The sequence below is a fragment of the Pantoea agglomerans NBRC 102470 genome (assembly GCF_001598475.1).
GTDB lineage: Bacteria > Pseudomonadota > Gammaproteobacteria > Enterobacterales > Enterobacteriaceae > Pantoea > Pantoea agglomerans.
On sequence record NZ_BCZA01000004.1, the window covers coordinates 318,249 to 335,047 of the forward strand.

Consider the following 16,799-nt stretch of genomic DNA (forward strand, 5'->3'; position numbering starts at 1 on the left):
AAAGTGGCAGCAGAGCGCAACGCTATGTGCCACTTTTCATCATTATTCGGCCTAAATAAAAGATAAAAATCAGTAAGTTACTGATTTAACTCGCGTTAAATTGGGACTCATAATCGCTTGGTCGCTGGTTCAAGCCCAGCAGGGGCCACCAAATTTTACCTGTTAAATCAGCATATTGAAGCTAGCTTTCAGGGTGGCTTTTTTGTTTATCCTTCAAATCCCCCTTCCTTGTTTCTCTCTTCCTATAAAAATCTGAAATTTTTCTGTTAAGCCACCGCCAGCTAACCCGGCAGGCCGGAAATCTGCTGATTGATGTCCGATTCCATCAGATGGAAAGTTCGGCCTTTCGCGAACTCAACAGGCGGCGTGATGATGCCTTAGTGCGCATATCTCCACTGGTCGGGGCCGTGCCGGGTAAACTACGTTAGGGAGATAAAGGCTTCAGTATATTGCCGCGTCAGTAGTTTCACCTCTCCCTTTCCCCGATTAACCTCACACTCTCATACCCACCATTTTCCCTGTAAAAGACGCCACTCATGCTCACTCTGATAACCCGACTGATACCCCGGAGTCACTTTTTAACCCTGCAGAGGGTGTATCAGATTATTTTCATAAACCCGCTATATTTACGGATATGAACAAATGCAGTCAAAACGGGCCAATTGAAATCTGCACAACGTGTGCACTGAGGTCAGATACACAATGCTGCAGATTAATTTATTGAACAGAAGAGTATGAATAGATTAGAGGTTTATCATGAAAAGTTCATCAAGTGCTGAACTCTGCTGCCGGGTAATTCGTGGAAGAACCATCATGCCGCTGAAGAAAGTTGCGTTGTATCAGGTCGAATTTGAAAATGGCAGATTTGCTGTGTTACGCATTAATAACCTTCTGACGCTTCAGGAAGGCGATATTATCTCAAGAGTTAATGAAGTGTGGTCTGCAGGACCAGATATTATTCAACTGTCACCATTCGAATTTCTCGACCAGGGTGAATCAAAGCGTTATTTCACCGAGTACGAAAGATAATGCAGAGTTATCAGCACATTGAAATTAATGTTACGAAGATATTGCCTCAATGAGGGATAGGGTTAAACAGTATGACTTGCTGCTGCCTGGTGATCGCAACATAAAAAGACGACGGACTTTATATAACATACAATGACTTACAGTGAGGGCATAAGACTGCCTGTCCTTTATTCTTTTTAGCTACAGACTGTCTGGAAAACTTTTTACACACCGGACACTGTGTATTGGTTTCGCTGCTGTGTAGCGCGTCGAAGAGAAAGCTCAACCAGGTCATGTCGTTATCCTCTGAAATGTTGCCATCAGCGTAACACAGTGGAGGTAAATTAATTTTTTTATCTGTCGGCTCTGATGTTAAACAGGGCTAAGGTGAGGAGAAGGCAGCTGTTTATTTTTTTTAACTTTATTTTATCGCCATAAGAGAACGCCAGCCGGTTAATCAGGATAGCTACGAATAACGGAAACAGGACTATAATCAATATCATCTACACCTGTTTATCATCTCCAGCCCTTCTTTTGGCTCCTTTTTGTCATCCTTTCTTTTTTTTCCGGATCCAGCTGCTGCGCAAGCGCAAGGAAATGAGTGTGAAAATAAAACTGACGACGTGGTTCAGCCGGGAAAGTGAATTACCCGATGAGCATTTTCCTTTGTTCCCGACTGAAGGTATTTATCAGGCCCACCGGTCAGATATTTTTTCGGCTGAACAAATGGATAATTACGGCGAAAAATTAGCGAAAACGCATACTCTGTCGGGTGGAAAATGGTCCTACCGACTGTTGCAGCAGCTGGCAGATAATGAACTGTCATTGACGCGCAGCGCAGAGATCCTGAGTGAAGGTGATAAACGCAGCCAGACACCGGCGGCCGTCTGGATACTGGATAATTTTTACATCATTGAAGAGCAGATCCGTCTGGTCCGGCACCTGTTACCGGCCAAATTCGGTAAAGGACTGCCCATGCTGGAGGAGTCGGCTCATTACCTGCGCATCCAGGCTATCGCCGAGGAGATGATTAAGCACAGCGATGGCAGACTGGAAACCAGCGTCCTGCATCCTTTTATCGCTGCCTACCAGCGCGTTACGCCCCTGCTGCTCGGCGAACTGTGGGCCCTGCCTGCCATGTTACGGTTTGCGCTTATCAACAATCTGGCCCGGATTGCGGCTGACGTCGCCAGGGTACATCAGGAACGTAATAAAGCGGAGCAGTGGATCAGCGATATCCTCTCCACTGCCGCCGAAGATGCGTCAAAAGTTATTCTGGTCATCGCTGATATGGCCCGCCAGAACCCGCAGGTTTCCGGCGCTTTCGTCGCTGAACTTGAACGGCGATTAAGTGGCCAGAACAATACTCTGGCGTTAACCTGGGTCGAACAACAGCTGGAAAATACCGGCCGGAAAACCTCGGAAGTCATTGAGCAGTTCAACCGGCAGCTGGCCCTGAGTCAGCTCTCTGTCAGCAACAGTATTACCGGCCTGCGGCAACTCGGCGAAATTGACTGGCAGGCCTTTGTCGAATCCGTCAGCCTGGTTGAGAAAGTCCTGCAGCAGGATCCCACCGGGACATACCCGCTGATGCATTTTGACAGTCGCGATGACTACCGCCACGTGATTGAACGTCTGGCACGGCACAGTCGCTTTGATGAACGTGAAGTCGCCCAGGCTGTGCTGACGCTGGCCAGCCAGCCTGATCTTCCCCTGCGTCAGCAGCATGTCGGCTATTACCTGCTGGATAAAGGATTTCAGCAACTGGAACAGCAGCTTGACGTTAAAGTAACGTGGCTGAACAGGAGCCGGCAGCATCTGAGCCAGACTCCTTTACTCTCCTGGTTAGGCAGCCTTTTACTGCTGACAACCGCGTTTACCGCCGAGATGCTCTACAGCACCCATCAGGCGGGCATGGCGTCATTACTCTGGTTGCTGGTGCTGCCCGCCATCATTGTCAGCAGCCAGCTAGCCTTACAGTTGCTGAGCGAGTTAACCACCCGTAGCCGCCATCCCCTTCCCCTGCCCCGACTCGATTATTCTCTGGCGGTACCGGAGCATGACCGCACACTGGTAGTTATCCCCTGTTTACTCAGCAGCAATGAGGGAACAGACGCCCTGTTGCGCTCTCTGGAAATCTGCTATCTCGGTAACGCCTTAACGAATATCAGTTTTGCGTTGCTGACCGACTTTACCGATAGCGTCGAACAGGACCATCATCATGACGCCGCGCTTATCCGTTACGCCGTGCTGAAAACGGAAGCGCTGAATCGGCGCTACAGCGGGGGTAAATCGGACATTGCGCTCTTCTCCCTGTTACACCGTGACCGCACCCATAATATTTCTCAGGGCGTCTGGATGGGGTATGAACGCAAGCGCGGTAAGATCCATGCCCTGAATCGCTGGCTTCAGGGTGAAGAAAACGCCTTCAGCGTCACGGTAGGTGCCACGCAGACGCAGCTGCACAGCGTTAAATATGTGATTACTCTCGACAGCGACACAATACTGCCGCGTGAGACAGCGCATAAGCTGATTGGCGTCATGGCCCACCCGCTCAATGCGCCGGTATTCGACGATGTCAAAAATCGGGTGGTTGAAGGCTATGCCATCCTGCAGCCTCGTCTGGCTGAAGAGATACCGGTTAACGGTCAGAGCCGCTATGCCCGGCTGTGCAGCAGCATTCCGGGGAATGATGCTTACTCCTCACTCTCATCCGATATTTATCAGGATCTGTTTGGTGAAGGCTCATTTGTCGGCAAGGGTATTTACGATGTCGCTGCCTTTAGCCGGGCGATACGCAATACCTGTCCGGAAAATCTGGTGCTGAGCCATGACCTGCTTGAGGGGTGCTATGCCCGCTCCGGTGTGGTCAGTAACGTCGTCCTGTATGAACAATATCCGGATAGTTATCTGAGCGATGTTGCCCGACGATTTCGCTGGGTGCGGGGCGACTGGCAGCTCCTTAACTGGCTACGGTTGCAGGTGCGGCAGGAAGATTGCAGTCGTCAAAAGAACCCGCTCAGTGCGCTTTCCCGCTGGAAATTAACAGACAATCTGCGCCGCAGCCTGGTGGCACCAGCCCTGCTGATGCTGGTATTTATGCTGTGTACGATAGTACCGAACCCGGCATTCTGGGTCGGATGCATCATGCTCTTTCTGCTGCTTCCGGGACTGCCAGCGTTGGTAATCGACGGGGTGACGAAAAGTAAAACGCGTGCCTGGCGGCAGCATTTATCCATGCTGGTCACCGATGCCTTTAACCGCCTCTCCCGCGCTGGCCTGGCGCTGGCCATCCTGCCTCACGAGAGTTACTGGTCGCTGAAGGCGATTATCGTAACCTTATGGCGCCTGACTATCAGCCACCGCTTTCTGAACGAGTGGAAAAGCGCTTCATCACAGAAACCTGTCGAGCCTGATGTGCGCCATTTCTACCGCCGCATGTGGATTAATCCGGTAGCAGGCGCGGCTCTGGTATTCCTGACCAGCCTGAGCATGCCGTTGATGACGCATGTCGCACTGGCGCTCGCTTTATTGTGGGCGGTCGCCCCCGCGTTACTGAGCCGCATGAGCCAGCCTAAACGCGCTCAGCCAGGCAGCCTTTCAGCGGAACAGCGCCTCTTTTTGCGTCGCACCGCGCGTAGAACCTGGGCCTGGTTTAACGAATTTGCCAGCAGTGATAACAACCATTTGCCGCCGGATAATCTGCAGGAGATTCCGGAGTCGCGGGTGGCCCACCGGACCTCACCGACCAACATTGGCCTGTCGCTGCTGGCAAACCTGACGGCCTGGGATTTTGGTTATATCAGCCAGAATCGGGTCATCAGCCGGACGCTCGACACCCTCGATACCCTTGATCGAATGGAGCATTTCAGAGGACATCTTTATAACTGGTATGACACCCAGACGTTAAAACCGCTGAACCCACGCTACGTCTCAACGGTAGACAGCGGTAATATGGCGGCTCACCTTGTGACCCTTCAGGCTGGCCTGGCGCAGTGGAAATACCAGCCGGTGATGTCTCTCCCCTGTATCCTGGAAGGTCTCTCCGATACCTTCTCACTGCTTAAAGACCAACGGAGCGACACCCGCAGCGACATTGTGGAACAAATCGCAGCTAAGCTAAGCCTGATGCAGCGCGCTTCACCCGCCGATTTTCACGCCGGGATGCAGGCTCTGCTGGCATTAAGCGTGGTGGCAGAACAGGCTTATCTTCCGACAACGCGGTTAAACTGGCCGGCGCTTTTCCACCAGCAGCTGGTCGATTTTACTCAGGAGTGGGCCCTCCTTTTCAGCTGGGTTAGCCCGGATGCGCCACTGCCTGCCGACATTCCGTCATTGCTGTGGCTCGCTGAGTTGAACCTGAACCGCCCCGGGCTCCCGGAAAAACAGGCAGAGACTGCGATATGGGCCGCCCGCGAACGGATGGCTGCCCTGCTGGAGCTGGACAGCCGCCTCAGCGATCACGCCAGTATGGACTTCCGCTTTCTCTATTATCCGGCCACATCTTTACTCAGCGTGGGCTATAACATGGACAGCGGTCTGCTGGACGCCAGCAAATATGACCTTTTCCCTTCAGAAGTCCGCCTGACGCACTACTTTGCTATCTCCACCAGCCAGCTTCCGGCCAAGAGCTGGTTTGTACTGGGTCGCTTATTTACTCAGCTGAATAACCAGCCCGCCGTGATGTCATGGAGCGGCTCAATGTTTGAATACCTGATGCCGCACCTGGTCATGCCGGTTTACCTCGACACGCTGCTGGAAAAGATGGCGTTATCGGCGGTCAGGCAACAGATAGCCTCGGGTAACAGCACCGATACGCCCTGGGGCGTTTCGGAATCGGGTTACGCTGCGTTTGACGTCAATCATAACTACCAGTATCGGGCATTTGGTACGCCGGAACTGGGTCTGAAACGCGGCCTGAATGACAATCATGTTGTTGCGCCCTATGCGACGCTGCTGGCGCTGATGGTGCTGCCGCAGGAGGCGACGGCTAATCTGATAAGGCTTAAAAAAATGGGTGCCAGCGGTGACTACGGTTATTACGAAGCGCTGGATTTCACCGCGGATCGACTGGCTCCCGGTCAGCCGTTTTCGATCGTCAAATCATATATGGCCCATCACCAGGCGATGGGATTGCTAGCACTCTCTCACCAGCTGCTGGATGCGCCCATGGTCGCGCGCTTTATGTCCAGCGCACTGTTTCAGTCTTCGCGTTTGCTGCTGCAGGAAAAAGTGCCTGATGATATTGAGCTCTATACCCCACGCCGCAGTTTTGTCGAAAACAGTGACCCTAAACAGCAGCGCAGCATTCCCGACCAGCGTGAATTCAGTGGTTCAGATCCGCGCCAGCCACAACTGCAGCTGCTTTCCAATGCAGATTATCATCTGATGGTGACACACGCGGGGACAGGCTACAGCCAGTGGAAGGGGCTGGCACTCACCCGCTGGCGTGCGGATAGCACCAGCAACAACTACGGAACGTTCTGCTACGTTACCGATCAACAATCCGCCGAAGTGATTGCTCATAGCTATCAGCCGACCTGCTGCGAGCGTCCCCATTATAAAACCCGTTTCAATGATGCCGGGATTGAGTTTGACGCTTCAGGCACCACCTTCAGCATTCACACGCATATCGTGGTCTCCCCGGAAGATGATGTGGAGATCAGACGCATCACGGTCACTAACCGTTCCCGTCAGACCCGCCCGTTCGATATCACCAGCTACACCGAAGTGGTGCTGGCGCCAGCAGCCAGCGATATGGCCCACCCTGCGTTCAGTAATCTGTTCGTCCAGACTGAAATCGTTGACAGGCTGGAAGCGATTCTGGCTCACCGTCGGCCACGTGAAGAGAATGAAGTGACGGCATGGATGTTTCACGCGATGGCGATACATGGCAATACCGGCCGCCAGACCTCTTTTGAAACCGACCGGGCTCGTTTTCTCGGGCGCGGCAGGACACCAGCCGATGCTCAGGCGCTGATGCCGGGCAGTGAATTAACGGGTCAGCAGGGGGCAGTGTTAGATCCCGTGTTATCAATTCGCCAGTCAGTGACGTTAAAAGCGGGAGAGGCCGTCACCATCGATATGCTTTACGGTGTGACACTTAAACGTGACACCACTATTGCGCTGATTGAGAAGTACCGTAACCACATCAGCGCCGATCGGGTGTTTGAACTGGCGTGGTCTCATAGTCAGGTCGCCTTGCGTCAGTTGAATATCCGCACCGAAGATACCAGCCTGTTTAATCAGCTGGCCAGTGCCGTGCTGTTTTCCAGTGCCGAAATGCGTGGCGAATCAGACGCGCTGATGCAGAACCGGCTGGGCCAGGAGTCATTGTGGCGTCATGCGATTTCGGGTGATCTGCCGATTCTTTTGGTTCGGATAGAAAACATTAATCAGCTCGATCTGGTCACCACCCTCATTCAGGCGCATCAGTACTGGCGACAAAAAGGGCTGACGGTCGATCTGCTCATCCTGAACAGCGACCAGGGCGGCTACCAGCAGAACCTGTTCAATCAGCTCACGACCCTGATCCCTGCAGGAGATGAACGGCAGCAGGCGGACAAACCTGGCGGCATATTTATCCGCAAAGCCGAAAGTTTTTCCGCTGACGATCTGCAATTGTTGCTGAGCGTTGCGGCTGTCGTGCTGGAAGGCAGGAACGGTAGCCTCGCCGATCAGCTCAGCACGCTGTTAAAACCGGTGCGCACCCCGCCTGCTTTTGCGTTTCCATCGGTCAGTAAGACGCCGCCGCCTGCAGCCGTCACCTTTTCGCCGGAGCGGTTGCAGTTTTTTAATGGCACTGGTGGCTTCAACGAGGACGGCAGCGAATATCACATCATTCTTTCCGGCCAGCAGCAGACGCCTGCGCCGTGGTGCAATGTGCTGGCCAACAGCCAGTCTGGTACCGTCATTTCCGAGAGTGGTCAGGGCTATAGCTGGTATGAAAATGCGCATGAATATCGTCTGACGCCCTGGCACAATGACCCCGTCAGTGACAGCTCTGGCGAAGCGCTTTATCTGCGTGATGAAGAGACGGGTGATGTCTGGTCCCCGACGCCGCTTCCGGTTCGCGGCAAGGGGGATTATCTGACCCGTCATGGCTTCGGTTACAGCACGTTTGAACACACGGAGTATGGCATCAGCAGCACGTTAACGGTGTTCGTGGCAGAGGAGGCGCCGGTCAGACTTTCCCTGCTGACGCTGAGTAACCTCTCTGGCAAAACGCGTAATCTGTCGATTACCGGATACGTCGAATGGGTTCTGGGTGAGCTGGCAAGCCGCTCCGCAAGGCATGTGGTGACGTCCCCTGCCGCTATCGCGACAGGCAGCGCGGTTCTGGCCAGAAACTTTTATAACAGCACGGGCTCTGCGCGGACCGCTTTTTTTGCCGTCACAGGTACCCGGATTGCGCACAGCGGCAACCGGCTTGAGTGTCTGGGTCGTAACGGCACCACACGGCAGCCCGCGATGATGAATGTTCGTGGTCTGTCGGGTAACACCGGGGCAGGAATGGATCCCTGCGCCGCGCTGCAGACGCTGACGACACTGATTGACGGCGACAGCCGCAGCTTTGTTTTTGCCCTTGGCGTCGGTGAGGATGAGAGTGCAGTGACCGCGCTGATGCAGCAGTTCCTCTCCACCGGGGAGGCTCAGAACGAGCTGTCCAAAGTTAAACAGCACTGGCACCAGCTACTGACTAAAGTGCAAATCCAGACACCGGCAGCGGAGGTCGATTTACTGGCAAACGGCTGGCTGCTGTACCAGACGCTGGCCAGCCGTTTGCTGGCGCGCAGCGGATATTACCAATCCGGTGGTGCCTTTGGTTTCCGCGATCAGTTGCAGGATACGCTGGCGCTGACCCACGCTGCCCCTCAGCGCCTGCGCGATCAGCTGTTGTTGTGTGCATCCCGCCAGTTTATCGAGGGAGATGTACAGCACTGGTGGCATCCGCCTGCTGGTCGCGGCGTCAGAACCCGCTGCTCCGACGACTACCTGTGGCTGCCTTATGCGCTGTGCCGCTATGTGCAGGCAACCGATGATATTGCGCTGCTGTCACAGCCCGTCAGCTACCTTGAAGGTCGCCTGCTGGCTGAGGACGAAGAGTCTGTCTATGAGCTTCCGGGCGTCAGTAAGATTAACGAACCGCTATGGCAGCACTGCGTTCGCGCGGTTAACCACGCCCTTACTTTCGGTCAGCACGGCCTCCCGCTGATGGGCTCCGGGGACTGGAACGATGGTATGAGTACCGTCGGGATTGCCGGCAAGGGTGAAAGCGTCTGGCTCGGCTTCTTCCTCTATACGGTTCTGGACCGCTTTGCCGCGCTGGCTGTGCGGTTCGGCGATACCGATACCGCCCGCCACTGTCAGGAGCACGCGCAGACGCTCAAAACCGCGCTTAACCATGCGGCCTGGGATGGCGAATGGTATCTGCGCGGCTTTTTTGACAGTGGCCAGACGCTCGGTTCACATGCTGACAGTGAGTGCCGGATAGACGCCATTGCCCAGAGCTGGTCGGTACTCTCTGGCGCAGGCGAGGACGCCAGATGCCGGTCAGCGATGGCGGCGCTTTATCAGCATCTGGTTGATAAGGATAACCGGCTGATTAAATTGCTCACTCCGCCTTTCGATGGTGCAGGGCCAAATCCGGGCTACATTCGCGGTTATTTACCGGGCGTCAGGGAAAATGGCGGTCAGTACACCCATGGGGCTCTGTGGGCGATTATGGCCTTTGCGGCGATGGGTGAAACAGAGCGCGCCTGGTCCCTGCTCTCTATGATTAATCCGGTTAATCATAGTGGCAATCAACAGGATATGGCGATCTACAAAGCGGAACCTTATGTGATGGCTGCGGATGTGTATGCGGCCGAAGGCCACAGCGGGCGAGGCGGCTGGACCTGGTATACCGGCTCGTCAGGCTGGACCTATCAGCTTATCGGTGAGAGTCTGCTTGGGATAACCCGGCGCGGCAACGCGCTGTCTGTCCGGCCACAGCTTCCCGCTGACTGGTCAGAGATAAAAATTGTCTACCGTGAGGGGGAAGGGATCTACAACATCCGGGTCACTCGCGGTGACAGCACCTATCAGCTGTGGCTGGATGGCAAACGGTGTGACGGTGACGAAATAGCGCTGGAAAGCCATCGCCAGGAACATCAGGTTGAAGTCAGGCTGGGCTCTGCATCAGGTTAAGTTAAACCTGACACCCCGCCTGCATCAGGTTAAAGAGGAGATTCAGTGACCTTTGCGAGCGGGCCGTTGAGCTGCCACCCGCGTCAGCACGGGCAGCTCAACGACAGCGATCTGGTGAGTGGCGAGGGTTAATCGCCTGCTCACAATTATCTGTCGCCCTGCCCTGTTTTCCCTCGCGAAGCCCATGCTATCTTGTGGTTTTGATTTTTTCAGTGGGCAAAATTGATGACAAAGTTGCGGGTAGGGATCGTGTTTGGCGGGAAATCGGCTGAGCATGAGGTGTCGTTACAGTCGGCCAAAAATATCCTTGAGGCGATCGACAAAACCAGGTTTGACGTGGTGCTGCTGGGCATTGATAAGCAGGGACACTGGCGTCTTAACGATGCTTCAAACTTCTTACTTAACGCTGAAAATCCGGCGCTGATCGCGCTGAATCACGCCGCTGAAGATGTGGCGCTGGTGCCCGGCACGACTCAGCAGCAGATCATCACCCGTCATAACGCCCATCCGCTGTCGCAGATCGACGTTATCTTCCCTATTGTGCACGGTACGCTGGGTGAAGATGGCTCCCTGCAGGGCCTGTTGCGTATGGCCTCGTTACCTTTTGTCGGTTCCGACGTGCTGGGCTCTGCGGTCAGCATGGATAAAGATTTTACCAAACGCCTGCTGCGCGACGCCGGCCTCAACGTCGCGCCGTGGGTGAGCGTCACCCAGGCCCAGCGTGCACAGCTGGACGCCAGCGCAGTCATTGCCCGCTTTGGCCTGCCGCTGTTTATCAAACCCGCCAACCAGGGTTCATCCGTGGGCGTCAGCAAAGTGGATAGCATTGAAGAGTTTGATGCCGCGCTGGCGCTGGCCTTCTCCTTTGACCGCAAGGTGCTGATTGAGCAGGGTATCAAAGGTCGCGAGATCGAGTGTGCGGTGCTGGGCAACGATGCCCCTGAAGCCAGTCCCTGCGGTGAAGTGGTGGTGCATGACGCTTTCTACTCGTATGACACCAAATATATCTCTGAGAGCGGTGCGCAGACGGTGGTCCCGGCAGCCATTTCACCGGAAACCAGCGATGCGATACGTGAGGTTGCCATCAAGGCCTTTACCGCGCTGGAGTGCTTTGGCATGGCGCGCGTCGATGTGTTTTTAACTGCCGATGGCGAAATTATCGTCAACGAAGTGAATACCCTGCCCGGCTTCACCAATATCAGCATGTATCCGAAACTGTGGCAGGCAGCCGGACTCAGCTATCAGGATCTGATCAGTCGTCTGATCGACCTGGCGATTGAACGCCACCAGCAGGCCAGTACCCTGAAAAGCAGCGTCAGCTGACAGAACCCGGCGGCGTGGCGTTATGCCACGTCGCTGGTGATGGCACGGTAGTTAACCGGCGAGGTCTGATTGCGGCCATTGCGTTTCGACAGATAGAGGTTTTTATCGGCTGCGGAAATCAGCCGGTTGATCACGCGGTGCCACTCCGTCGCCTCACCGGCACTGCCATGCGCCAGCCCCAGACTGACGGTGACCGTGGCCGTACTGCCCTGCAGCCAGAACTTCTCTTTCGCCATTTTCTGCCGGATGCTCTCAGCAAGAAAGTAGAGCTTTTCCGGATTCTGGTCGAACAGCACCACCGCAAACTCTTCGCCGCCAAAACGGCAGATGCGCCCCTCTTTACCCACAACGCGCTGCATACGGCGGGCGATCTCTTCCAGCACGCTGTCACCCGCATCATGACCAAAATTGTCATTAATCGCTTTGAAGTAGTCGACATCCAGCAGGATCACGCCCACCCGGCGGTCCGGGAAGATCGGCTCAGCACGCAGACTTTCATAGAGGCCGGAACGCGACAGCAGCCGGGTCAGGAAGTCATAGTTGGCGCGCAGCGCCAGACGCTGGTTGAGCTGGCGAATCGCATCCATGCTCACCGCCACAATCAGCGGGCTGATCGCAATGGTCGCCACGCCCAGCCGTGCCGAGGTCAGATGGGTGATCGGCAGCATATTGTCATCGCCCTGGATATTCATCACACCGTGCGAAACCAGAATGATTTCGCTAATGCCGGTGAGCAAAATCACCAGGCTGGTGAGCGGCATCGGCAGCACGATGGCGCACCAGACCAGCGCCGGAACCGGGAACGTCAGGCTGCCTGCGCCGCCCATCATCGCGCCAATCATCAGCGAAAAAATCACGGCGACAACCGGTGCCAGCTTGCGCATCTGCATAAACTGCCGGGGCGACAGCGACGCCCAGTCGCGCGTCAGCAAAAAGGGCAGCAGCATCAGCCCGGTTGAGAACTGTTCGCTGAACCATTCGCCCCAGGCCGTCACCAGCCCGCTGTTAAAATCGGCCTGCTGCGCCAGCGCCCCCCAGCTGGCGCAGGCCAGTCCGGCCAGCAGACAGGCCGGAAAAATGCGCAGCACGCTGGTTATACGCTCGCTGCCGGAGTCGTGCTGAAGATGCTTTACCAGCAGCGTCACCGCCACCAGCACAAACAGAAGATTCGCCATGTTGAGGGTAAAAGCAGAGAGCGCCCAGCCTGAAAAAACGGTGTCGTTAAACACCATCGCAGCAAAGGTGGCCAGGTAATAGCGGGTCTGATGCAGAAAAGGATTCCGGACGATCACGCCAGTGACGATCGCATTGACCGGCCAGAACAGCGACAGCTCCTGTGGAAAGCGCAGGTGTCCGCCGATAAAGCAAAACAGCAACGTGATTAAAAACAGTGAAAATGCGTTCTTCTTAACGTTGTGCTCTTCAAACAGCTGTATGCGCATACATCCGGACCTTGTCACAGAGAGGCTGGCTGTCCACGCCAGCCTGGGCAGGCGCGTGGTGTCAGAATGATTAAATCCTGAATATCCTCAATGTCATCCGGCGATAAAACCTCGTTTCATGGGCTAACTCAGAAAAGTTACCGTTTTGAGGCTAAACCCATCAGATGACAGCAAAAACTGGGGCTCTATTATGCATCGCAAATAAAAAAATCGGATATCCGAGATATCCGATTTTTGCTGTTCTGACGACTTTACCGTTGCGCTAAACGCTATTTTACGGCAACCGGCCACTGACTCAGGCGAATGCCGCGTTTGTCGGCGTTATCGCCAAAATCTTTCAGCACCGCTTTAACGTCGGGATCGATATATTCCGCATTGTCGTTATCGACGATGACGACGCTGTTTTCCGGGATCTCATCCAGCAATCCCTGCAGCTTTGGATTGTGCATAAAGGTCAGGTTCTGCTGAAAGCGCAGCACGTAGTGGTCGTCATAGCGGGTGAGCTGCAGCGCGTTGCGATGGCTTTTATAGATGCTGTAGAGGATCTGCGTGGCGATGCCGATACCAATCCCGACCAGCATGCCCAGCGTGATAATACCGACGATGGTGGCCAGAAACGGCACGTACTGCTGCGCGCCCATCCGGAACTGCTCAATAAACAGTTTGGGTGTCGCCAGCTTGTAGCCGGTATAGAGCAGCACGGCAGCGAGGCTGGCCAGCGGAATGGCGTTCAGCATCTCACTGAACCACATACCACAAATCAGCAGCAGCACACCGTGAATGAAGATCGACAGTTTGGTCTGCGCGCCCGCACTGACGTTAACCGAACTGCGCACGATCACCGCCGTTATCGGCATCGCGCCAAGAAAACCGGCCGCCAGGTTACCGATGCCCTGCGCGAACATCTCTTTGTTAGGCGACGGCGCGGGCGTCTGAGGACGCAGTTTTTTCAGCGCCTCCTGACTCAGCAGCGTTTCCAGACTGGCGACCAGGGCTAAGGTTACCGCAACAACCCAGACCTGCGGATTCTGCCAGGCCATCCAGTCGGGCCTTTCCAGCTCTGCCATCAGCGCGGAAATGCTGTCAAAAGCGGGCAACGAAATGCGCGCCAGACCGCTGGTCATCTCCGGGAACAGCCGTCCACCCACGACGGTAGCAAGGCAGCCTATCAGCACGGCAATCAGCGGCCCAGGGATCCAGGCCAGCGCTTTGATCCGCTTCACCGGTGCGGTGGTCCAGAGACATAAAATGGCCAGGCCGACACCCGCTACCGCTACCGCAGGCAGCGAGAAGGTCATCTCACCGGTCACCAGTGAAACCAGCTCCGCATCGCCCGCGGCTCCCAGCGCCACCGGGATCTGCTGCATGATCAGCAGCAAACCGATCGCTGCCAGCATCCCTTTGATGACGCTGCCCGGCACCAGCGAAATAAACCGTCCGGCACGCAGCAGGCCAAACAGACATTGCAGTGCTCCGGCGATAATCAGCGCGGTGAGAAAGGCGGAAAAACTGCCCAGAGACGCCATTGAGGCGACGACGATGGTGACAAGGCCTGCCGCCGGGCCGCTGACGGCAAACCGGGACGGACTCAGTGATGTGACCACCAGGCCGCCAATCACACCGGTCAGCAGACCGGCAAACGGCGGTAATCCGCTGGCCTGTGCGATGCCAAGACAGAGCGGTAAGGCGACCAGAAACACCACCAGACCCGCAGGAATATCACGACGCAGGGTATCGAGGTTCATAATGAAGGTTCCTCTGCAGATTGATGAATCAGCTCTTTAAGATGGCCGGAGCGCAGGTCATAAACACAACCAAACACCTCCAGTTCCTGGCCCGATTGCCAGATTTGCCGGACCGGTTCAGATTTCACCAGTCTGGCGAATTGCGCCTTAACGTTGGCCTCAACCAGCCGATCGAGCTGTTCACCCGGCTCCGCGTCTGAAGGGGGGCTTTCCGCCAGGCCATGCTGAATATCATGACGCAACGTCTGAATGCGTCTCGCCAGCGCGCTCTCCTGCCCGTCCAGCACGCTGCCCGGCAGATTCTGCGCGGCTTCCACCCCACCGCAGCCATAGTGGCCGCTTAATACAATGCGTTTCACACCGAGAAAGAAGAGCGCGTATTGCAGCACGCTCAGTAAATTGTCATCGTCCTCAATCACCATGTTGGCGATATTACGATGCACAAAGAGTTCGCCAGGATGGGAGCCAGTTAAGACTTCTGCCGGAACGCGACTATCAGAACAACCTATCCAGAGCGAGTGCGGCTTTTGCTGATGAAGGAATTTTTTAAAGTAGTCTGGATTACGCTGGCGGCGCTGTAATGCCCAACTGCGATTTTTCGCTAATAAGGGTTTAAGTGTCGTCACAATCATCTTCTCTCTACTACCGGGATGTCGCATCCTGGCTAACCACAAAGTGTATCGGCTCACAAATAAAGCGTGAGCCGCCAGGTAAATAAGAACTGAGTCACAGAAAAAGGTTATAGCCGCTAACCATTACCAATGCACGAGCAATATTTCACAGCACTTTAACATCATGCTATTTGTCAATCCGGCGTCAGTAAGAGTCAGGGGTAAGTAAATTTAATTAAGCAGCAGAGAAGTGAAATAATTAGCGGAAACCATTTTAAGATCAATAATATCAATAGATTAAAATATAAAAGATAATAAACTAAAGTTATTGCTGACAAAAAAATACAATCATTAACCAAGGGGATATTCACTGCCATACCAACCGGCCTGCTTTTTACCAGGAATACTCTTAATTAAAAAATTAACCATTAGCACGATCAACCGGCTTAATTGCTGATAGCCAGTCAGATATGCCTGATTTTAGATAAGAATGAAGCAAGAGATAATTAATTTAATTTGCAGCAAAATAGTGACGGGAGAAAGTAAATCAGGACCATGTTTTAACAGAGCCTGACACGGTCAGGCTCTTTTTCTTGACGAATTATTTACCGTTCCAGCTTTGCAGGCGCGATTCCCGCACAGACAGCTGCTGTTCGGACGTCAGTTTATTGTAGTTTTCCGCCATTCCGCTCTCCCAGTCGCCGTAGAGCGGATTCGGCAGCACGATGAACTGCGTTCCAAACTGCTGATGGTTAAGATTCACAAAATCACGACGCGTCTGATTACCCTGATGCCAGGTCGCGCCACCAAAATCGTTGAGGTTATCGCCAACGTAGAGCACCACGTTATAGCCGGCATTTTTAATGGCATCGAAACGCGCCTGCTTATTGGAGCTGTCAGTATTCAGACGTACCGTTTTATCGCTGACGTTGGGGAAGCCGAGCTGCTGCATGTTAGCGACCGTGGCCGCGTAATCTTTCTGATCGCGGTTCGACACATAGAACAGCGTGCCGCCATTCTGTGTGACATGACGCGCAAACTCTATCGCGCCCGGCACCGCTTTCGCCTGCCGCGCCTGTGTCCAGGCTGACCAGGTTTTGCTGCTGAACGGCTGGCCGTTCTTCGCCTGCCACGCGCTGTAGGCACTGTTATCCAGCATCGTCTCATCCAGATCGACAATCACCGCTTTGGGTTTGCCAGTCAGCGAGGGGGCCTGATCAAACGCCATACGCGCGGTATTAAATGCCTGCCAGGTCAGCGCCTGATATTCACCAGACTGCTGGAACCAGTTTACCGCCAGCACCGATTGCTGGCCGAGTTGCTGTTGCGCGGTCTGATGTGTCGACGAGGCGCAGCCGGTAAGCAGCAGCGCGACCAGTCCGGATGCAGCCAGTTTTGCGGAGGTTTTCATCATTTCATCCTTAAGGTGAGAAAGGTCTGAGGAGAAGCTTCAAAAATGTAGCAGTTAACGTAAGCTGTGG

At 54.6% G+C, this 16,799-nt stretch carries 8 protein-coding genes; 3 read left to right on the forward strand and 5 right to left on the reverse strand.

From position 1 onward, the window contains the following. The first annotated feature begins 756 nt into the window (after positions 1–756). Complete coding sequence (locus PAG01S_RS09970; protein WP_223566104.1) at positions 757–1,029, forward strand: hypothetical protein; 273 nt, start codon at positions 757–759, stop codon at positions 1,027–1,029. A 118-nt stretch (positions 1,030–1,147) separates the two neighbouring features. On the opposite strand, the gene PAG01S_RS22510 is transcribed toward PAG01S_RS09970, so the two are convergent. Next, positions 1,148–1,303 (reverse strand): YnfU family zinc-binding protein, encoded by a 156-nt coding sequence (locus PAG01S_RS22510; RefSeq protein WP_216844881.1) that lies wholly within the window; start codon positions 1,301–1,303, stop codon positions 1,148–1,150. Positions 1,304–1,611: 308 nt separating this feature from the next. Between PAG01S_RS22510 and PAG01S_RS09975 the strand changes: the two genes are divergently transcribed. Both PAG01S_RS09975 and ddlA read left to right on the forward strand, forming a co-directional pair. Further along, entirely contained in the window at positions 1,612–10,197 is an 8,586-nt protein-coding gene (locus PAG01S_RS09975) for a GH36-type glycosyl hydrolase domain-containing protein (protein WP_062758558.1), read from the forward strand. A gap of 225 nt (positions 10,198–10,422) precedes the next feature. Continuing rightward, entirely contained in the window at positions 10,423–11,520 is a 1,098-nt protein-coding gene (gene ddlA, locus PAG01S_RS09980) for a D-alanine--D-alanine ligase (RefSeq protein ID WP_010699767.1), read from the forward strand. A 20-nt stretch (positions 11,521–11,540) separates the two neighbouring features. On the opposite strand, the gene PAG01S_RS09985 is transcribed toward ddlA, so the two are convergent. From PAG01S_RS09985 to PAG01S_RS10000, 4 genes are all read right to left on the reverse strand, one after another. Beyond that, the gene (locus tag PAG01S_RS09985; protein WP_062758470.1) at positions 11,541–12,962 is read right to left on the reverse strand and encodes a GGDEF domain-containing protein; all 1,422 of its coding nucleotides are present in this window, start codon (positions 12,960–12,962) and stop codon (positions 11,541–11,543) included. Between the two features lie 269 nt (positions 12,963–13,231). Further along, a complete protein-coding gene (locus PAG01S_RS09990; RefSeq protein ID WP_062758473.1) occupies positions 13,232–14,707 on the reverse strand; it encodes a SulP family inorganic anion transporter in 1,476 nt (491 codons plus the stop codon). Further along, a complete protein-coding gene (locus PAG01S_RS09995) occupies positions 14,704–15,339 on the reverse strand; it encodes a carbonic anhydrase (protein ID WP_029519418.1) in 636 nt (211 codons plus the stop codon). The genes PAG01S_RS09990 and PAG01S_RS09995 overlap by 4 nt, the downstream gene beginning before the upstream one ends. A gap of 580 nt (positions 15,340–15,919) precedes the next feature. After that, positions 15,920–16,729: a 5'-nucleotidase, lipoprotein e(P4) family gene (locus PAG01S_RS10000; protein WP_062758476.1), complete on the reverse strand. Its 810-nt coding sequence runs from the start codon at positions 16,727–16,729 to the stop codon at positions 15,920–15,922. Positions 16,730–16,799 lie beyond the last annotated feature (70 nt).

Coding starts and splice junctions, on each gene's coding strand:
- PAG01S_RS10000 (WP_062758476.1), bottom strand. CDS start 16,729: ATGAAAACCTCCGCAAAACTGGCTGCATCCGGACTGGTCGCGCTGCTG.
- PAG01S_RS09990 (WP_062758473.1), bottom strand. CDS start 14,707: ATGAACCTCGATACCCTGCGTCGTGATATTCCTGCGGGTCTGGTGGTG.
- ddlA (WP_010699767.1), top strand. CDS start 10,423: ATGACAAAGTTGCGGGTAGGGATCGTGTTTGGCGGGAAATCGGCTGAG.
- PAG01S_RS09985 (WP_062758470.1), bottom strand. CDS start 12,962: ATGCGCATACAGCTGTTTGAAGAGCACAACGTTAAGAAGAACGCATTT.
- PAG01S_RS09970 (WP_223566104.1), top strand. CDS start 757: ATGAAAAGTTCATCAAGTGCTGAACTCTGCTGCCGGGTAATTCGTGGA.
- PAG01S_RS22510 (WP_216844881.1), bottom strand. CDS start 1,303: ATGACCTGGTTGAGCTTTCTCTTCGACGCGCTACACAGCAGCGAAACC.
- PAG01S_RS09995 (WP_029519418.1), bottom strand. CDS start 15,339: ATGATTGTGACGACACTTAAACCCTTATTAGCGAAAAATCGCAGTTGG.